At 49.4% G+C, this 20,312-nt stretch carries 16 protein-coding genes; 9 read left to right on the forward strand and 7 right to left on the reverse strand.

The features are described from left to right. The 6 genes from ACSHWX_RS05980 to ACSHWX_RS06005 form a co-directional block, all read right to left on the reverse strand. Window positions 1-893 (reverse strand): glycogen/starch synthase (locus ACSHWX_RS05980; protein ID WP_435667285.1); only part of this gene is annotated, 893 nt, incomplete at its 3' end. Further along, a complete protein-coding gene (gene glgC, locus ACSHWX_RS05985) occupies window positions 890-2,146 on the reverse strand; it encodes a glucose-1-phosphate adenylyltransferase (protein WP_435667286.1) in 1,257 nt (418 codons plus the stop codon). The genes glgC and ACSHWX_RS05980, both read right to left, overlap by 4 nt. A 19-nt stretch (window positions 2,147-2,165) precedes the next feature. Then, window positions 2,166-4,388, reverse strand: coding sequence for a 1,4-alpha-glucan branching protein GlgB (gene glgB, locus ACSHWX_RS05990; protein ID WP_435667287.1), 2,223 nt, complete (start codon window positions 4,386-4,388; stop codon window positions 2,166-2,168). Window positions 4,389-4,560: 172 nt separating this feature from the next. Then, window positions 4,561-6,150 (reverse strand): glycerol-3-phosphate dehydrogenase, encoded by a 1,590-nt coding sequence (gene glpD, locus ACSHWX_RS05995; RefSeq protein WP_435667288.1) that lies wholly within the window; start codon window positions 6,148-6,150, stop codon window positions 4,561-4,563. Then, window positions 6,147-6,917, reverse strand: coding sequence for a DeoR/GlpR family DNA-binding transcription regulator (locus ACSHWX_RS06000; protein WP_435667289.1), 771 nt, complete (start codon window positions 6,915-6,917; stop codon window positions 6,147-6,149). Before ACSHWX_RS06000 ends, glpD begins: the two co-directional genes overlap by 4 nt. Window positions 6,918-7,011: 94 nt before the next feature. Next, a complete protein-coding gene (locus ACSHWX_RS06005; protein WP_435667290.1) occupies window positions 7,012-7,896 on the reverse strand; it encodes a LysR family transcriptional regulator in 885 nt (294 codons plus the stop codon). 255 nt (window positions 7,897-8,151) lie between these two features. Between ACSHWX_RS06005 and ACSHWX_RS06010 the strand changes: the two genes are divergently transcribed. The 9 genes from ACSHWX_RS06010 to ACSHWX_RS06050 all read left to right on the forward strand — a co-directional run bounded on the left by ACSHWX_RS06010 (window position 8,152) and on the right by ACSHWX_RS06050 (window position 19,055). After that, window positions 8,152-9,504, forward strand: a complete 1,353-nt coding sequence (locus tag ACSHWX_RS06010; protein ID WP_435667291.1) for an FAD-dependent oxidoreductase — start codon at window positions 8,152-8,154, stop codon at window positions 9,502-9,504. A 72-nt stretch (window positions 9,505-9,576) separates the two neighbouring features. Beyond that, window positions 9,577-10,527, forward strand: a complete 951-nt coding sequence (locus ACSHWX_RS06015) for a TAXI family TRAP transporter solute-binding subunit (protein ID WP_435667426.1) — start codon at window positions 9,577-9,579, stop codon at window positions 10,525-10,527. A gap of 81 nt (window positions 10,528-10,608) precedes the next feature. Then, complete coding sequence (locus tag ACSHWX_RS06020) at window positions 10,609-13,242, forward strand: TRAP transporter permease (protein WP_435667292.1); 2,634 nt, start codon at window positions 10,609-10,611, stop codon at window positions 13,240-13,242. A gap of 11 nt (window positions 13,243-13,253) precedes the next feature. Next, complete coding sequence (locus tag ACSHWX_RS06025; RefSeq protein ID WP_435667293.1) at window positions 13,254-13,685, forward strand: universal stress protein; 432 nt, start codon at window positions 13,254-13,256, stop codon at window positions 13,683-13,685. A gap of 22 nt (window positions 13,686-13,707) precedes the next feature. Then, the gene (locus ACSHWX_RS06030) at window positions 13,708-15,057 is read left to right on the forward strand and encodes an aspartate aminotransferase family protein (protein WP_435667294.1); all 1,350 of its coding nucleotides are present in this window, start codon (window positions 13,708-13,710) and stop codon (window positions 15,055-15,057) included. After that, complete coding sequence (locus ACSHWX_RS06035) at window positions 15,054-15,845, forward strand: 3-keto-5-aminohexanoate cleavage protein (RefSeq protein WP_435667295.1); 792 nt, start codon at window positions 15,054-15,056, stop codon at window positions 15,843-15,845. Before ACSHWX_RS06030 ends, ACSHWX_RS06035 begins: the two co-directional genes overlap by 4 nt. Before the next feature lie 117 nt (window positions 15,846-15,962). Further along, complete coding sequence (locus tag ACSHWX_RS06040) at window positions 15,963-16,937, forward strand: tripartite tricarboxylate transporter substrate binding protein (RefSeq protein ID WP_435667296.1); 975 nt, start codon at window positions 15,963-15,965, stop codon at window positions 16,935-16,937. 117 nt (window positions 16,938-17,054) lie between these two features. Continuing rightward, window positions 17,055-17,513, forward strand: a complete 459-nt coding sequence (locus ACSHWX_RS06045; protein WP_435667297.1) for a tripartite tricarboxylate transporter TctB family protein — start codon at window positions 17,055-17,057, stop codon at window positions 17,511-17,513. A gap of 6 nt (window positions 17,514-17,519) precedes the next feature. After that, window positions 17,520-19,055: a tripartite tricarboxylate transporter permease gene (locus tag ACSHWX_RS06050; RefSeq protein WP_435667298.1), complete on the forward strand. Its 1,536-nt coding sequence runs from the start codon at window positions 17,520-17,522 to the stop codon at window positions 19,053-19,055. A 97-nt stretch (window positions 19,056-19,152) separates the two neighbouring features. On the opposite strand, the gene ACSHWX_RS06055 is transcribed toward ACSHWX_RS06050, so the two are convergent. Continuing rightward, window positions 19,153-20,298: an alpha-hydroxy acid oxidase gene (locus ACSHWX_RS06055; RefSeq protein WP_435667299.1), complete on the reverse strand. Its 1,146-nt coding sequence runs from the start codon at window positions 20,296-20,298 to the stop codon at window positions 19,153-19,155. Window positions 20,299-20,312: the final 14 nt, after the last annotated feature.

Genomic DNA, 20,312 nt, shown 5'->3' on the forward strand with positions numbered 1-20,312 from the left:
GTTAGTCGAGACACGAGCACGCAAAGTGGACCGTCACTCTGTTCTAACCCAAATATTTTTTGCAAAGCTTGTGTATTGGGTGCCTTACCGGCGGCTGTTTTGTACGGCGTGATATGTGGGTCTGTCGCGGGGTTCCAAGTGGTTTCGTCAATGCCATTCACAATCCCAAAAAGGTCGGATTTGCGTTGGCTTAAAACCCCTTCCATCCCCATGCCGAACTCTGGTGTTAAAAGTTCTTCCGCATAGGTTTGGGAAACGGTCGTGATTTTTGCAGCACCCGTTAGTGCCGATTTTAAGGCTGAAATTTGCCCCCAAAATTCAAAATGATCCGCATCGAACCGGTCTTCATTCAGCCCAAGCGCTTTTAAGTTTTCCCGGCCCGTATTGCCATGAAAGGCGATGTTGTGGATGGTGAATACAAAAGGGACTTTTGACTTGGCGGCGTGCAAATATTCTGGCGTAAGGCCAGCTTGCCAGTCGTGTCCATGCACAATGTCCGGCGTCCAATCACCAGCCCCCGAAGTCGCGATCTGCGCCGCCACATATGAAAGTGCAGCAAACCGTTCAGGGTTGTCAGGCCAGTCTTTGCCCTGTGCGTCTACATAAACACCGCCACCGCGATTATAAAGATGTGGCGCGTCGATAACCAACAAGTCCAGCCCATCGACTTTGCAGGCCCGCAATTTTGCTGGCCCGCCAAACAAGTCGTCGTAGGTTTCAACAATGGTGCCTTTGTCCAGCTTTTCCAGGACAGTCCTGTAGCCTGGAAGCAAAACGCGCACTTCGTCGCCATGAGTTGCCAATGCTCCGGGCAGAGCGCCCGCAACATCGGCCAAGCCACCTGTTTTGATCAAGGGGGCGCATTCGGAAACGACGAAAAGGATTTGTGTCATATTGCAGCAGCTCTTTTATCTAGCATGTCTTGGGTAACAAGGGTCGTTCCACGTTCTGTAACCCGGAACCATTTCTCATCCTCAGCTCGATCTTCCCCAACAACAAGGCCTTCGGGGATTACAACACGAGCGTCAACGACAACTTTGCGCAATCGGGCAGAGCGGTGAACCGTCACGTTTGGCAATATTACTGCATGGTCTAGCACGGCGTAAGAATTGGTATGCACATTGGTGAACAAACACGAATTGCGCACTTCGGTGCCCGAAATAATACAGCCACCTGAGACCATAGAGGAAATCGCCATGCCGCGTCGGTCGCTTTGGTCATGGATAAATTTCGCGGGCGGAACGTTTTCAGCATATGTCCAGATCGGCCAGTCGTTCTCCCACAGATCCAGTTCCGGTGTAAAGTCCGTCAAATCAATATGGGCCTGCCAGAACGCGTCGACTGTGCCCACGTCTTTCCAATAGGCTGGTGCGCCTTCGGCCCGAACGCAACTTTCGTCAAAACGGTGAGCCATCGCTTTGCCGGTTTTGACAATTTCAGGGATCAAGTCGCTTCCAAAATCGTTGGTTGAGTTAGGATCTTGTGCATCATCGAGCAAAAGCGCGCGCAGGAATTTCCAGCTAAATACATAAATGCCCATTGATGCCAAAGCGAGGTCTGGGTTCTCAGGTGTACCCGGAGGGTCGGCAGGTTTTTCCAAGAAACTGGTGATGCGACCTTCCTTGTTGGTGTCCATCACCCCAAAAGCGGTGGCTTCCATCCGGGGAACTGTCAAACAACCCACGGTTACATCCGCGCTTGTCTCAAGATGTTGGCGGAGCATTATTTCATAGTCCATTTTATAGATATGATCGCCCGCCAGAATGACCACATAATCGACGTTGTAGCTATCAATAATATCGATGTTTTGAGTAACAGCGTCAGCGGTGCCTTTGTACCAGCTTTCTGTTCCACCCCGCTGAGAGGCAGGCAGTACATCAAGAAACTCATTACGTTCTGCACGAAAGAAATTCCAACCGCGCTGGGTGTGGCGGATTAAGCTGTGGGCTTTATATTGTGTCGCGACAGCGATTTTTCTGATGCCAGAATTCACGGCGTTGGAGAGAGCGAAATCAATGATGCGGGCTTTTCCACCAAAGGGAACAGCGGGCTTTACTCGACGGTCTGTAAGTTCTTTGAGGCGGCTTCCTCTGCCGCCTGCAAGCACAAATGCCATTGTTCTTTGTGTAAGACGTTTCGTCTCCATGTTGTACTCTCCATCCCTGTTACTTTATCGTTTTCGTCCGGTGCCGCAACACGACCACAGACAGTGGTGGCAATGTTAATGTCAAAGACTGCGCGTGCCCATCAGCGGCCACCTTCACAGCCTCTCCTCCACCCATATTGCCACGGTTGTCCCCGCCATAGATTGCTGCATCGGTATTTAAGGCTTCTTCCCAAAAGCCTAACTCAGGTACTCCAACTCGGAACTCTGATCTCTCAACTGGTGTAAAATTGCACATCACCACGACCGGCGCATCATGTGCTCCCCCATAACGCACGAACCCAATGGTCGATTGCGTCGGGTCATTGGAAAGCCATTTGAAACCTTCCGACTTGCAATCGTTCACATGCAAAGCTGGCGTGTCGCGATAGAGTTTGTTCAAATCACGCACCAACTCTTGTATGCCCTTATGCGCAGGTTGTTCAGCAGCGCCCCAGTTTAACTCGTTATCGTGTTTCCACTCTTCAGGTTGGGCAAATTCGCACCCCATGAAAAGTAACTTCTTGCCAGGTTGGGTCCACATAAAGGCATAGTAGGCCCGCAAGTTGGCAAACTTCTCCCAACGATTACCCGGCATTTTTTCAATCATCGAGCCTTTGCCATGCACAACCTCGTCATGACTGATCGGCAGGACGAAGTTTTCAGTAAAGGCCCAATCGATTGGGCTGGTCATCAGGTGATGATCGTGTCGGCGGTAAATGGGGTCTTTTTCCATGTAGCGAAGCGTGTCGTTCATCCAACCCATGTTCCATTTGTAACCGAAACCAAGTCCGCCAGCATGGACAGGTTGGGAAACAGCAGGAAAGGACGTGCTTTCCTCCGCCACCGTCATGACGCTGGGGTCAGCGCCGTAAACTGCGATGTTCATCTCTTGTAAAAAGGCAATGGCTTCGTAATTTTCGCGTCCACCATCTTTATTCGGCACCCATTCGCCCTCATTTCGCGAATAGTCGCGATAAAGCATCGACGCCACCGCATCGACGCGCAAACCGTCAAGATGATATTCCTCAATCCAATAGAGGGCGTTTGAAACAAGGTAGTTCTTAACCTCGCTTCGCCCGTAATTGTAAATCAGTGTATTCCAATCTTGGTGGAAGCCCTCGCGCGGGTCCGCATGTTCATAAAGGCAAGTGCCATCGAATTTGGCAAGGCCATGGTCATCTGTCGGGAAATGCCCGGGAACCCAATCAAGCAAAACCCCAATATCTGCCGCATGGGCAGCTTCAATGAAATCGCGGAATTCATGTGGTGGACCAAAGCGAATGGTAGGTGCAAAAAGCCCCACAGGTTGATATCCCCAAGACCCATCAAATGGGAACTCAGAGATCGGCAGCAACTCGACATGGGTGAAGCCCATATATTTGACATAAGATATGAGATCTTTTGCGAGTTCTTTGTAACTAAGGGGCCGCCCCCCGTCGTCATAACGTCGCCGCCATGACCCAAGATGAACTTCATAGATCGACATGGGACTGCTGCGATCTGCGCGGGATGCGCGCGCATCCATCCAGTCTTTGTCTTTCCAGCCATAACCTTTGATGTCGCGAACGATCGATGCTTTTTCAGGTGGGTGTTGTGAGCCAAATCCAACAGGGTCAGCCTTTAGCGTGATCGTTCCGTCTTTGCTGGCAACTTCAAATTTATATAGATCGCCATCACTCATCTGCGGGATGAAGATTTCCCAGACGCCGGTATGTCCCACAGCTCGCATGGGATGGCGGCGACCATCCCAGCGGTTGAAATCGCCGATGAGGCTTACCCGTTGTGCATTTGGTGCCCAAACCGCAAAGTGAACACCATCGATCATTTGATGTTGAGTTACATGGGCACCCAAAATGCGCCAAAGTTCTTTGTGCGTACCTTCGCCGACCAAATATTGATCAAAGTCTGAAATGATCGGATCAAAGGAAAACGGGTCGTGGCTTGTGTGCTGCGCGCCATCTGCAAACGTCGTCGTGAGCGTATAGGCGTTGCCTACAACGGGGCCGGAAAACACATCACCATCGATACGTGGCAACATTGTTTGTTTGCCCGAAACGGTTGCAATAACTTGCACGGCATCTGGTTGAAAGGTTGAAACCCAGCGTTTGCCACCACTTTCGTGAGGCCCAAGCACATCAAACGGCGCAACGTAGGTTCCACTGTTCAATTCTGCCACCACTTGTGGTGTTAGGAAATCCGGACAAGAGCCCTTTTGCTTGAGTTTGGATTTCGAATTTTTCATCTAAATATCCTAAATGAGCAAAGTTGCATGTCGGAAGCTGCACATCAGCCCAAGAGTAAATTTGTACACGGGCAGAATTTATGGTCAACCAAGTTATTTTTTGCTGCTTCATGTTTGTTCCAAGGAATTCGTATGTTTGGTAGGTCCAAAATTTCCAACTAACACCAAATTCTTAAGCGCGCTGTGAGTTCAATTTTCCGATAATGTACTCTTGAATTTGGGCCTTTTGACTGTCGCTTACACGTAGGCCCATTTTTGTTCGGCGCCACAAATAGTCTTCGGCGGTCATAACCCATTCATTGGCAATTACCCAATCGAGTTCGGGTGCATATATGCCGTGGCCGAAATGAGTGCCGAGATCTTTCTCAGTTGAAATTCCCGTAAACATTTCTTTCGCATCGGTGCCGTAAGCGCGCACTAGGCGGTGGGCTGTTTGGTGCTCTAGGAAGGGTAGGTCTGAATGCAGGTCTGAGACAAGACTTTCAAACTGGTCATGTTTGAAATCTCCGCCTGGCAGGGGCGCTCGTTCGGTCCATTCATCTGACATGGTTGGGAAGAAATGGGCGAATTTTGCGATCGCGGATTCGGCGAGGCGTCGATATGTTGTGATCTTACCGCCAAAAATGTTGAGGGCAGGTGCCTGACCGGTTTCATTTAGTTTAAGCACATATTCGCGGGTTGCCGCGGTGCTTGATGATGCATGATCGTCATAAAGAGGACGGACGCCAGAATAGGTCCAAACGATGTCATCGCGCGTGATGTTTTTCTCGAAATATTGCGATGCGAATTTGCACAAATATTCTTGTTCCTCTTCGCTACATTCAGGTTTTGTTGAAACATCTTCATGGTCTTGATCAGTGGTGCCAATCAGGGTGAAATCTTGTTCATACGGAATGGCAAAAATGATCCGTCCGTCTTCGCCTTGAAAGAAATATGCCTTGTCGTGATCAAACAATTTCTTTGTGACAATGTGGCTACCGCGAACCAAACGAACGCCTTCGTTGGTTTTGATATGTGCAAGGTCTTTGATGATGTGCTCAACCCATGGACCGCCTGCATTGACCAATAGTTTTGACTTGTAAGTCTGCTCTTTGCCGGTCAGTTGGTCCTTGGTGGTGATGGTCCAAATGCCGTTTTTGGACGTCGCATCAATCACTTTAGTGCGGGTCATTATTTTCGCGCCGAGCCGTTGGGCATCTCTGGCGTTTAGAACAACCAGCCGACTGTCCTCCACCCAACAATCCGAATATTCATACGCGTGTTCAAATTTTGATTTTAGCGGGTCGCCGACTGGGTTCGATTTAAGATCAATGGTTTGGGTGCCGGGCAGAATTTTACGCCCACCCATGTTGTCGTACAAAAACAAGCCAAGGCGGATGAGCCAAGCAGGCCGCTGACCTTTGGTCCAAGGCATTGTGAAATTGAGCAGCTTGGATGTTGGCGTTTCGCCTTCAAAACGCATGTCAGGATGATAGGGTAGGACAAAACGCATCGGCCATGAAATATGCGGCATGGCGACGAGTAGATTTTCCCTCTCCTTTAGGGCTTCTTGTACCAAACGAAATTCAAAATACTCCAGATAGCGCAAGCCGCCATGAAACAATTTGGTGGAAGCAGAAGAAGTGGCTGAGGCCAGATCATTCATTTCAGCTAAAGCGACGGACAGTCCACGACCGGCAGCGTCTCGAGCAATGCCGCAGCCATTTATGCCGCCGCCAACGATGAAAAGATCATAGATTTTTTCAGCTTGTTGTTCGGTCATTGATTTGGTCCTGTGATGATGATTTGTGTGTTTGCGGCGATTGCTGTTTGCGTAAATACAGCTGATGGCTGTTTGCTCGTGACCACAAAATCTAACTGTTCAAGTGTTGTGATACGAACTGACGCATTGATTTCGAACTTGGTGTGATCAATCACAAGTATGCGCGTACGGGCGTTTTTCAGGATAGCCTTGGCGACAGCGACTTCGCGTGGGTCAAAATCCAAAACGGAACCATCGTCATCAATTGAGGAAGCACCAATAACAGCATAGTCCGCTTTGTAGTGGGAGATGAATTCGACTGCGTCTTCGCCAACAATCGCCCCGTCCAGTTGACGCACAGTGCCACCGATTTGGGTGAGGGTTCGCAACGTGGCTGACTGCAAAATGCCAATAATGTTGGTGTTGTTGGTGATGATGTGGAGGTCTTCATGGCCCAAAAGAGCCGTAGCGACTTGTTCTGTTGTGGTGCCGATGTTCAAGAAAACAGAGCTAGCGTTTGGGATTAATTCGGCCACACGCAAGGCGATGGCGTTTTTGGCGGCCATATTGTCTTGGCGGCGGGCTTCATAACTCAAAGAAGCTGTAGATTTGAGCCGGCGAGCACCGCCATGCATTCGAGTAGCGAGGCCGCGTTGGCAAAGGGAAGCAAGGTCTCTGCGGATTGTTTGCTCAGTAACGTCAAACTTTTGCGCGAGATCAATCACATCGACTTGCCCCGCGGCGTTGAGCAGTTCAATTATTTTGTCGGTTCTTGTTGTCGGCTGCATAAATCACGGGTTTGTTTGCTCAACTGGTAGTCTAAGATGTTCAAGTGAACATCACAAGGGTATTTTTGCATTCAGACGAACACGTGCGCGTGATCTAAATTACTTGAAGTGCGGTTCGCGTAAGTAGTTCTTGGAAAATGCGCAGAACGGATGACTTTTCATTCTCGGGCAAGTAACTGGCGGACACATCAAAGCCGGGAAGGTTTTTCGTCTCTGTTATTTCAATGTCGGTTCCAGCATTCGCTCTTGCTGAAAAAATATCCACAATGGCAATGCCTAACCCAACCCGGACCAACGATATGGCTGTGTGATATGTTTCTGTTGCCATTATGGGGCTCGCCATGAAGCCTGCATTTTCTTTTGCTTGGTCAAGCAATTTGCCCAATGGGCCACTGTCGGCGATTGAAACAAAGTCGTCTTTTGTCACCAAGGAAATGTCGGGGTTAGATTTTACGTCTACGCGATCTCTTTGACTGACGATGACAAATCGTCCGCGTCCAAGTTTGCTCGTTCGAGTGCCCGGAAAGTCGCCACCATAAAAGGAGAGCGCCAAGTCGATGTCCTGGCGCAGCAATGCCTCGCGCATGGTGTCATAACGCATGACATTGACCCTAATTGAAACGTGGGGGAAAGACTGCCGAAGGGCGGCGAGGGCCAGCGGCAGAAGTTGAAAAGATAGGGCGGGTACCACACCGATTCGGATAGATAGGCCTACACCCTCATCCATGTTTTCACAAATCTGGGTGACCCGTTCAACTTGCTGCATGACGCTTTCAGTGTGGGCAAAAAGTAGCTTTGCCTCATTGCTGGGCACAATGCGTTTCCCCAAACGGTGAAATAACTGGAAGCCGAGCTGGTCTTCTGCGTGCCGAAGGGCGTTGCTGACAGCAGGCTGTGAAATATTCAGTGCGCGCGCTGCGCCGCTGATTGTGCCCTCAACCATGATGGTATGAAATAGTTCTATGTGCCGTAAGTTCATTCTATCCAAGCCCCAATATCGAATTTTCTCAGCGCTCTAGTTATAACTCAGGATTATATGAAACCAATGTATTATTATTTACCTTTTGGTTAGAAATTTCATAGGCTTCTTGAATTGAGGGTGAGTAGGGCGAACTAAATTGATGTTTCCTCTGGTGAGTATTTTAAGCCGAAATGAATTTATATTAAGGCAAGATAGTGCAAGGTTTGGCGCTTTAGCTTGTTCACGCGACACGTTGTGGTGGCGCGGTAAATAATGAGCAGCACAAGCAAACCAAAATCGAAACTGAAGACCTCTAAGCCGACAATTATGGTTGTAGGTGCCGGAATTGTTGGGGCAACAACAGCATTGGCGCTAGTTGAGCGCGGGTTTAATGTAACGGTTCTGGAACGGGATGAGCATGTTGCGAATGCAACGAGCAAGGCAAACGGCGCGCAGTTGAGCTACGGCTATGCAGATGCGATGGCCAGCCCGGGCTTAATCGGTATGGCTGGTCGAATACTGACGGGGCGTGAGCCCGGTATGAAGTTCCGTTTAAAGCCGAGCCTACATAACTATTCTTGGCTAACACGCTTTATTGCCCAAAGTTCCAAGCCACGCTTTATGCGCAATACGGCTGCCAGTTTAGAGCTTTCCCTTCGATCAAAAGAACAGATGCGCGAATGGCGCGGACGATACGATTTTCAGTTTGACCACAAGGTTGGCGGCAAAATACATATTTTGCCCGATCAAAAATCAATTGATGATGCTGCGGAGCTGATCACGCTAAAGCGTCAATTTAGTATAAGGCAGACACTTTTGTCTCCAGAAGAGGCGTTGGAGATTGAGCCATCACTTTCTCAGTTCGGCGGCAAAATTGCCGGTGCGATTTTCACTGAAGGTGAAGAGGTGGGTGATCCACGTCGGTTTGCAGAAGCTATAATTCAACACATCTTGTCACTATCGCCGGACAATCGATTGTTGCGTGGCTGCAAGGTTGAAGATGTTCTTGCTGAAGACGGCAAAGTTTGCGGTTTAGATACGAACCGGGGGCAAATGTGCGCAGATAATTATGTGTTTGCAGCGGGTCATTGGATGCCGAAATTCGCTAAAACCCTTGGTATGGATTTACCGATTGTGCCGGTTGCTGGATATAGCCTCACTTATCCAAAGGGACCGAATGCGCCCCAAAACAGCATCACGGATGTGAAGGGTAAAGCTGTTCTGTGCCAATTGGGCGATAAGGTCCGCATTGCCGGTCTTGCGGACATTGGGGAAACAAGCTTGCGGGTTAAAAGTGATCGTCTTGCACAATTGAAGAAAGTGCTGACAGAGCGGTTTCCGGGCGCTGCAATTTTGCAAGGTGACGGCGAGCCTTGGATTGGTCATAGACCGGTCACGCCAAACTCGCAGCCCATCGTTGGGCAAACAAAACTCAAAAATGCATTCGTCAATTGTGGGCATGGCACGCTAGGCTGGACCATGGCAGCCGCTTGTGCGGTTCAGTTGGCAGAAGAAATTTGCGCGCAAATTGGGCCATTGCCCGATTTGGTGCAAAAAGAAACGACCGATTACATGAAAGACAGCGGCGTTGTTTCTAACAATTCCAATTTCGCTAAATCGGCGTAATACCACATGCCCAACGTGGCATGAATAAACTTGAAACGTCTAAAGGGAGAACACGACGTGAAAAAAATGATTATGAGTGCTGCGATTGGCGCAGCAATGGTTGTAGGGGCGGCAGTACCGTCTTTTGCACAGCAACAGTTTATCTCCATCGGTACTGGTGGCGTAACTGGTGTTTATTATCCAACTGGTGGCGCGATCTGTCGTTTGGTCAACAAAAACCGTAAAGAACATGGCATTCGTTGTGCTGTGGAATCTACTGGTGGGTCTGTTTATAACATCAACACAATTCGCCAAGGCGAGCTTGAGTTTGGCGTTGCACAATCTGACTGGCAGTATCACGCATATAACGGCACTTCAAAATTTGAAGAGCAGGGTGCATTTACTGACCTTCGTGCTGTTTTCTCAGTTCACCCAGAGCCATTTACGGTTGTGGCGCGTGCCGATTCAGGCATCAAAAACTTTGCAGATCTTAAAGGTAAGCGCGTGAATATCGGTAACCCCGGTTCAGGTCAGCGCGGCACAATGGATGTTGTGTTGGATGCACTTGGCTGGACAACTGCTGATTTTGCATTGGCGTCTGAACTTAAGGCATCTGAGCAATCACAGGCACTTTGCGACAACAAACTTGACGCAATGATCTACACGGTTGGTCACCCTTCTGGCTCAATCTCTGAAGCGACAACATCATGTGATTCAGTATTGGTAAATGTAACTGGTCCTGAGATCGAAAAATTGATTGCAGAGAACTCTTTCTACCGGATTGCAACAATTCCAGGCGGCATGTATCGCGGTAACGATGAAGACACCACAACGTTTGGTGTTGGCGCAACGTTCGTTTCATCAGCTGCGGTTGCAGATGAAGTTGTTTACGAAGTTGTAAAAGCTGTGTTTGACGACATTGACGGCTTCCGCAAATTGCACCCTGCATTTGCAAACCTTGATCCAAAACAAATGGCAAAAGACGGTCTTTCAGCACCGATCCATGCTGGCGCTGCGAAATATTATGCAGAGAATGGCATGTAGGCCATAACATTTGGGGTGGCGCAACTGTGCCACCTCATACCCAATTTGGGTAAGAATTTGTAGGGGTTCTGGGAGGGGCAAATGAGCGACGTAAACAAAAATGAGAATTCACCACTAAGTGATGAGGAACTGGAAGATCTGGTTGCCTCCACTGATAGTGGGGCACGTAATCCAGCAGGGCCAGTTGGGAAATTTATTGCCGGATTGGCACTTTTTTGGGCGCTTTTCCAGCTTTGGATCGCTTCACCATTACCCTATACGGCGATTGGCCGTATCATTCCTGTTTTAAACGATACACAAACTCGCTCGCTGCATTTGGCGATTGCGGTTTTCTTGGCGTTTATGGCATATCCGGCGTTTAAATCGAGCTCACGTTCCCGCATTCCTATTTATGATTGGGTGTTGGGAAGTGTTGGAGCACTTTGTGCTGGGTACGCATTCTATGCTTATGGAACCTTGGCAGCCACTGGTGCGCAGGGCCTACCAACAACTTTACAGTTGGTGATGTCCGGCGTTGGTTTGTTGATCCTGCTCGAAGCCGCAAGACGCGCCTTGGGGCCAGCTCTTGCGATCGTAGCGTTGATTTTCCTCGTGTATGTTTTCTTCGGGTCTGAAAGTTTCATTCCTGACGTTATCCGCTGGAAAGGCGCTAGCTTCTCCAAAGCCATGAGCCATATGTGGTTGACCACAGAAGGCGTGTTCGGCATTGCACTGGGCGTCTCTGCCAGCTTTGTTTTCCTTTTCGTGTTGTTCGGATCGCTTCTAGATAAAGCGGGCGCGGGCAACTATTTCATTCAAATTGCATTTTCATTATTGGGCCACCTTCGCGGCGGACCTGCGAAAGCTGCCGTTGTGGGTTCTGCGATGACCGGGCTTATTTCCGGCTCCTCGATCGCCAATGTGGTGACCACCGGCACTTTCACCATTCCTTTGATGAAGCGTGTTGGGTTTACCTCAGAACAAGCCGGATCGGTTGAAGTTGCCTCTTCGGTAAACGGTCAAATCATGCCACCTGTTATGGGCGCTGCAGCGTTCTTGATGGTGGAATATATCGGCATTCCATATGTTGAAGTAATCAAGCACGCGTTCTTGCCAGCCGTCGTTTCTTACATTGCGCTGTTGTACATTGTGCATTTGGAGGCCTTGAAGAAGGGCATGACGGCGCTGCCGAAGCCTGTTCAAAAAACCAAAACCCTCGTTCAACAGTTACTGTCGACTTTCATCGGTTTTGCTGTTTTTGGTGCGCTGTGTTTTGGCATTTATTACGGCATCGGTTGGATGCGTGGCGTGTTTGGTGAAAACGCTTCAATCATTCTCACCATCGGCACTTTGGTGATTTATGTTGCCATGGTTGCAGTTGCGGCACGTAAGCCAAACCTTGAAATGGATGATCCTAAATCTGAAATTGTTGAGCTACCGGCATATGACGATGTTAAGGGCACGGGCCTTCATTACATCTTGCCGATCGTGGTGCTGGTTTGGTTCCTGATGATCGAGCGTAAATCACCTGGATTGTCTGCGTTTTGGGCATCTTCACTATTGATCGTGATTCTGCTGACGCAAAAACCGCTTAAGGCGTTTTTCCGTAAGTCAGGCGATTTAGCTGCAGAGTTCAAAGATGGCTTTGACGATCTGATCGCTGGCATGATCGCCGGATCACGCAACATGATTGGAATTGGTGTTGCAACCGCTACGGCTGGCATTATCGTTGGTACGGTTACTCTAACCGGAGTTGGCCAAGTTATGGCTGAACTTGTTGAGTTCTTATCCGGCGGCAACCTCATTATCATGTTGATGTGTGTTGGCGTGATCAGTTTGATCTTGGGCATGGGCTTGCCGACAACAGCGAACTATATTGTTGTGTCATCATTGATGGCGGGTGTTGTGGTTGAGCTTGGTGCGCAAAATGGTCTAATTGTGCCGTTGATCGCTGTTCATATGTTCGTGTTCTACTTTGGCATAATGGCGGATGTTACGCCCCCGGTGGGCCTCGCCTCCTTTGCCGCAGCCGCCGTTTCTGGCGGCGATCCAATCAAGACGGGCTTCACAGCATTTTTCTACAGTTTGCGTACAGTTGCGCTGCCATTCCTGTTTATCTTCAACACCGATTTGTTGCTGATTAATGTTGGCTGGATTGACGGTATTATCATCTTCATTGTGGCGACGGTGGCCATGTTACTGTTCGCGGCGGGAACGCAAGGATATTTCTTTGCGAAGTCTCGCAAGTGGGAAAGTGCTTTGCTTATCCTAATCGCGTTCACGTTGTTCCGTCCCGGTTTCTTCTTGGATTATGTTCAACAGCCTTATCAAACATCTGCGGCGACGCAGTTGGAAGAAGTTGTGGGCAAAGCGCCGATTGGTAGCGACATTCGCATCGTCGTGAGTGGACCTGATTTTGATACCGGTGAAGCCAAAGACGTGACGGTTATCTTGCCTGTTACCGATGAAGGTGATGGTGCGACAAGGCTAACAGGTGCTGGCATTACGACCTTCCCAGAGGGCGAGATCGTGAAACTGGATGAGCCGTTCCCTGGAACGCCATATTTCGAGAAACTTGGCGGGTTTGATTTCTATTTAGACGAACCAGTTGAAATCAAGTCGGTGCAAACTGCGGCTGACCGGATGCCCAAGCAGATATTCTACATTCCAGCGCTTTTGTTGCTGGGTCTTGTGATTATGCTGCAACGTCGCCGTCAAACTCAACCCGCGTTTTAAGGAGAATTTGAATGTTTAAATCTGTTTTATTACCGGTTGATTTGGGGCAGGAAAGCTCTTGGGACAGGGCCATGCCTGCAGCGCAGCAAATCGCGCGCGATTATGGCGCGAAACTCACCATTATGAGTGTTGTGCCAAATTTTGGTCTGCCTATGGTGTCTCAATATTTCCCGGAAGGGTTTGAGAAACAGGCCGAAAGTGCTGCTTCAGCCGCTTTGAAGCAGTTCGTCGCAGATCATTGCGACGACCCGGCATCAGTGAAACGGTTTACCGCAAGCGGTACGATTTACGATGAGATCTTGCGCTATGCGGATAAAATCAAATGCGATGTCATTGTTATGGGATCGCATAGACCGGCGCTTCAAGACTATATGCTCGGCCCCAATGCCGCGCGCGTTGTGCGACATGCCAAGCAATCAGTCTTTGTTGTAAGACCAGACTAAAAGGTATTGGCGGAACGAAAAGATGTGTGCAGATCATGTGTTTCCACGCCATATGCGTGTGGACTATCCTGTTATTGCGTCCGGCGATGGGCCATGGCTATTTGATGTCGACGGGAAAAAGTATCTAGATGGGTGTGGCGGGGCCGCTGTTTCGTGCCTTGGCCATTCGCCCAAGCGCGTTATAGATGCGGTAAAAGACCAGCTCGATAAAATCTCATATGCGCACACGTCGTTCTTTACTTCAGAGCCAGCCGAACGCTTAGCTGATAAGCTGATTGAGCTGGCGCCTGACAATATGGAGCGGGTCTATTTCGTCTCTGGCGGATCAGAAGCTACTGAAAGCGCGATCAAGCTGGCGCGGCAGTATTTTCTGGAAATAGGGCAACCTGATCGCAAACATATTATTGCGCGCAAGCAGAGCTACCACGGCAATACGCTTGGCGCGTTGTCGGCGGGCGGCAATATGTGGCGCAAGGCGCAGTTCGAGCCGCTTTTGGTGCCCTCGATGGTTCATATTGATCCGTGTCATTATTGGCGCTTTGGGCTGGATGGTGAAAGCGAAGTTGATTACGGCCTACGGATGGCAAATCAATTGGAGGAAATGATCCTTCAATTGGGCACGAAGAATGTTGCGGCTTTTATCGCTGAGCCAATTGTTGGTGCGACCATGGGTGCAGTGCCGCCTGCGGAAGGTTATTATGATCGCATTCAGGCGATCTGCCAGCGACATGGTGTGCTGTTGATTATGGATGAAGTGATGGTCGGGTGTGGGCGCACCGGTAAGTATTTCGCATCAGAACATTACAACATCAAGCCGGACATGATTTGCATCGCAAAGGGGATTGCAGCGGGAGTTCAGCCCCTCGCGGCAATGATCTGTTCGGGCGAGATTTATGCCTCGATTAAGAAGGGCAGCGGGTTTTTCCAGCATGGCCATACCTATTTGGGTCACCCGGCAGCCTGCGCTGCAGGGCTAGCGGTACTTGAAGAGATCGAAACGAAACAATTGCTGCCCCGTGTTGTCGAGCTTGGAGAATTGTTGGAAGCTGCATTGCACAAGAAGTTCGGACAACATCCATTTGTCGGTGACATTCGGGGCAAGGGGTTGTTTTGGGGATTAGAATTGGTGGAAGACCGACAAACCAAAATACCATTTGATCCCAAACTGGGTATTGCAATGCAAGCCAAGAAAGCCGCATTTGAACGTGGTTTGATGATTTACCCAATGGGTGGAACCGTTGACGGGAAAAGCGGAGACCATATTTTGCTTGCGCCTCCCTTCATCTACGAAAATGAACATATCGACTTGCTTGTTGATTTATTGGCGATTGCTTTGGATGATGTGTTTGGTGATCGTTTGGGCAGCAAATGAGTTTGCCCTACATAATGGTTGCACCAAATGGCGCTCGGCGCACAAAGGCAGATCATAGGGCGTTGCCCATTTCGATCCCTGAAGTTGTCGAAACGGCAAGACAATGTTTTGCGGTTGGTGCCAATGGTATTCACGCCCATGTTCGCGGTTCACAAGATGAGCATGTTCTGGACGCTGGGCTCTATCGTGAACTGATTTCAGAATTGGCGCTGGTCGTGCCGAAAATGGATGTTCAAATCACTACTGAAGCGGTCGGCATCTATTCACCTCAAGAGCAAATGCAGGTTGTGCAGGACGTGTATCCTAAGATGGTTTCTATCGCATTAGCAGAGCTGAGCAAGCACCCTGATAGGGCAGAACTTAGCCAGTTTTATCATTCGCTCGCTGATGACAGCATAGACGTTCAACATATTCTTTACGATCCTGCCGAAGTTCAGCAATTCGAGCAATTTGTGGATCAAGGGGTAATCCCAAATGGTGCGCCCTCATTTTTGTTTGTGTTGGGACGTTACACAGCAGGACAGCAATCGAACCCCTTGCATTTCGATCCATTCCACAGCGCGATGCAAGCATCACCATTTTCGTCAGAAGCAAAAGTTATGACCTGTGCTTTTGGTGGACGGGAGACAGCTTGTCTTGTTCATGCCGCTTCATTTGGAAGTGATTGTCGTGTCGGTTTTGAAAATAATTTGTACATGGCCGACCAAATAAATGCCCCGGATAATGGCGCACGAGTCGGGGAACTCATTTCCAAACTAAAAGATGCTGCAACTAACTCTTCTTCATAACATGTTGAATAACAACGGATTTGCGAACATTTTTCACATGTCAGGTTGGTGTCAGTTTGTCATGATGGCATAGCCCAAGAACCGGAAAACGGTTTTGAACTAATTGGGAGGACATCTATGTTCAAGAAATTCACAGCTGCTTTTGCAGCTACTTCACTCATGCTTGGTGCAGCTGGCGTTGCATTGGCAGACGGTCATAAAGTCGTTGATGAAATCAAGTTTCTCATCCCCGGCGGCGCTGGCGGCGGCTGGGATGGTACTGCACGCGGAACGGGTGAAGCCCTAACCAAATCAGGTATTGCTGGCGGCGCTACATATGAAAATATGTCTGGCGGCGGCGGCGGTAAAGCTATCGCACACATCATTGAGACCAACGACGAAAATACGTTGATGGTCAATTCAACGCCAATCGTGATCCGGTCTTTGCAAGGGGTATTCCCCCAGTCATTCCGTGACCTGACCCCTATCGCCGGCACCATTGGTGATTACGGTGCGATGGTTGTCCACAAAGATAGCTCAATCGAAACGATGCAGGCTTTGTTGGCGACTTACGCAAACGATCCATCAAGCATTGCGATTGGTGGCGGCTCTGTTGCTGGTGGTATGGACCACTTGATCGCTGCATTGGTGATGAAAAATGCCGGTGCTAACCCAGTTGAAGTTAAGTACATTCCATACGATGCTGGCGGAAAAGCGATGGCTGGTTTGCTTTCGGGCGAAATTGCTGCGCTGACAACCGGTTTTGGCGAAGCTGCCGAACTTGCGCGTCAAGGTGAAGTAAACATTCTTTGTGTGACTGCACCGGAGCGTCTGCCAACTGCACCAGACACACCAACATGTGCTGAGGCTGGTTCTCCAGGTACAGAGTTTGTTAACTGGCGCGGTTTCTTTGGCGCACCAGGGATGTCTGATGAGAAAAAAGCACAGTTCGTAAAAGCGCTTAATGAAATGTACAGCACTGACGAATGGGCAACTGTTCGTGACCGGAATGGTTGGGTAGAGATCTTCAATGCTGATGCGGACTTCATTACGTTCCTTGAAGGCCAAGAAGAAGAAATCGGTTCGCTTATGCGCGAACTTGGCTTCCTTTAAGCCATAACGACAATATCGGCCGCAGCCTTTTGGTTGCGGCCGTTTCAGTTACGATTATTGTCTTTAGAGCGCCTGCATGTCAGGCGCTTCTTTTAAGATCGGTCGGGGAGGCCAGTCGTGTTTTTTACCAACAGAAGAATTGGCGGTTTGTTATTGCTGGCATTTTGCGTGACTTACGCAGTGCTTAGCCAACGCATTCCATTATTGCCATTTCAAGCGAATGTCGCGTTTCATGCGCGCACCATGCCCGAAGTTCTTGCCGTGCTGGGAATTGGTTTGAGCATCGCCATTATCGCGCTGCCTGCGTCCAAAGAATATCTGGATTTATCGGGTAAAAATTGGGGCACCGTGTTTTCGTTTTTGGTGCTGATGTCATTTTACGGCCTGACCATTCGACCCTTCGGATTTATTTTGTCTTCTTCGATTTTGCTGGGTGTTGGCTATTGGATATTGGGCGAGCGCAAAATTTGGTTGCTGCTTGCGACGTCAATTCCAATCGCGGTTGCATTTTGGGCACTAATGACACTTGGCTTGGGCGTGTTCATCGAACCGCTTCCTTGGTTTTTGAAAGGGTGATGGACCATGCTTGAGGGTATTTTTATTGGGCTTACCACCGCCCTAACGCCAATGAATTTGGCTTTTGTTGTCGCTGGATGTCTTGTGGGGACATTCATTGGCATGTTGCCGGGTCTTGGCCCGATGTCTGCGATCGCTCTTATGATACCGGTTGCAGCAGGGTTGGACCCGGCGGCAGGCATTATTTTGATGGCTGCGGTTTATTATGGCGCCATTTTTGGCGGCTCGACGTCGTCGATTTTGATTAATGCGCCGGGGGTCGCCAGTACCGTCGCCACCTCGTTTGATGGCTATCCGATGGCCAAGCAAGGCAAGGCTGGTAAGGCGTTGGCTATTGCGGCTTATTCGTCATTCTCAGGCGGTGTTATCGGTGCGATCCTATTGCTGATTGCTGCTCCATTTTTGGCTAGTGTTTCCTTATCGTTTCACTCAACCGACTATTTTGCTTTGATGGTTTTGGGGCTTACTGCGGTTGCTGCGTTTGCGGGGCAGGGTAATGTTTTAAAAGCCATGTTGATGACGGTTATCGGCTTGATGCTGTCAACTGTGGGGACCGATCAGACGCAAGGCATTCAACGCTTTACGTTGGGCATGATTGATTTGCTTGATGGTGTGTCGTTCTTGTTGTTGGTGATGGCAACGTTTGCTCTATCTGAAGCGCTGATGGCTATTTTGAAGCCTAAGAACGATGAGGATCGTATCAAGGAAAAAGAAGCTTCCTCCAACCTTGGGTCTATGAAAATTAGCCGTGAGGAAGTGAAAGAAATGGCACCTGTGATTGGACGTTCGTCTATTATGGGCTTTCTGATTGGCGTGTTGCCGGGCGCTGGTGCGACCATTGCTAGCTTCTTGGCTTATGGAACTGAGCAACGACTTGCTGGCCCAGAAAAGGGCAAGCTTTTTGGTAAGGGCTCTATTCGTGGGTTGGCTGCTCCAGAGACTGCAAACAATGCGGCTGCCACGGGTTCTTTCGTCCCCTTGCTCACCCTCGGTATTCCGGGCTCAGGTACAACAGCGATCATGCTTGGTGCTCTGATTGGGTATGGCATTCAGCCCGGACCTCGACTTTACATTGATCAGCCAGAAGTTTTCTGGGCGGTTATCGTTTCGATGTGGATCGGTAACATTATTCTGTTGGTCTTGAACCTGCCGCTCATTCCTTACATCGCTAAGGTTTTGGCAATTCCGGCACGTTTTCTGTTGCCATTGATTTTGTTCTTCTCATTGATCGGGGTTTACTTCGTCAGTTTCAATACGTTTGATATTCAACTTATGATCATATTCGCCATTGCAGCGGTTGTGCTGCGACTGCTTGATTTCCCATTGGCACCAATGATCTTGGGCTTCATTCTTGGCGGCATGATGGAAGAGAATTTACGTCGTGCTTTGCTGATCAATGATGACAGCTGGTCGTTCCTTTGGGAGCGTGAACTAACGCTTTCAATTCTGGTTATTGCCGGTTTGACCTTGTTTGTTCCAATGCTTATGCCGCTTTATCAAAAGTGGCGTAAAAATGCGGACCGGGCAGGTGAGGGCGGCTAGAAAAATTGCCCAGGCTATTGGGAACGCCTTGGTAAAATAAAAACTCCCAACCCTTCTCCTATTGGCGTCGGTTCAATTCATTTGGATCGGCGCTTTTTTATCTAAAGAGCAATTTGTCGCTGGTGAGCTGGTCGACCGAAGATGCGCCCATCAATATCATGCCACGGCGAATTTCTGCGCGCATCAATTCCAGTGCCCGTTCAACGCCGGGTTGTCCGGCTGCCGCCAAAGGAAACAGATAAAACCGTCCGCCGCCAACCGCTTTTGCGCCGAGCGCCAACGCTTTAAGCACATGGGTGCCGCGCTGCACGCCGCTATCCATGATGACGTCCAATCGGTCACCTACGGCGTCAACAATTGCTGCCAGTTGATCAAAAGATGAGCGTGAACCATCAAGCTGTCGACCACCATGGTTTGAAATGATGATGCCTGTGCAGCCTATGTCTGCGGCTTTTTTTGCGTCTTCAACTGACATGATGCCTTTGATGCAGAACTGTCCGTCCCATTCTTTGACCATTTGCGCCACATCGTCCCAAGAAATAGAAGGATCAAGCATCTCGGTGAAATAGGAACTGATGGATTTAGCCCCACCGCCCATATCCACATGATAGTCGAGTTGGGGCAGGCTGAATTTTTCATGGGTGACATAGTTCAGACCCCAAATGGGCTTGAGAACAAATTGGGCCAACCCGCCAACGCTCAGTTTAAAAGGGATAGAAAACCCAGTGCGCAGATCGCGTTCACGATTGCCGCCAACAATGGCATCAACGGTAAGCATCATCACGTTGATCCCTGCGTCTTTGGCGCGTTGCAGCATGGCTTTGTTCAAGCCGCGATCTTTATGGAAATAGAATTGGTAGGCTTGGGGCGTATCATATTTTTCGCGGAGTTCTTCCATGGAAACAGTGCCCAGCGAGGAGACACCAAACATGGTGCCAAATTTATTCGCGGCAGCCGCAACAGCGCGTTCCCCATCGTGATGAAATAGACGTTGAAGAGCTGTGGGAGAGCAGTAAATCGGCATGTCGAGCTTTTGGCCCATAACGGTTACCGACATATCCACGTCCGTAATGCCGTTCAAAACATCAGGAACCAAATCGCATTCATCAAAGCTCGCTGTATTGCGACGATAAGTGACCTCGTCGTCCGCAGCGCCATCAATGTAGTTGAAAATGGGTGAGGGCAGCCTGCGTTTTGCGAGTTTTCGGAAGTCTTGAAAATTATGACAATCAGTAAGACGCATAGGTCTCTCCCATC

This window comes from Maritalea sp. (assembly GCF_051251695.1).
Taxonomy (GTDB): domain Bacteria; phylum Pseudomonadota; class Alphaproteobacteria; order Rhizobiales; family Devosiaceae; genus Maritalea.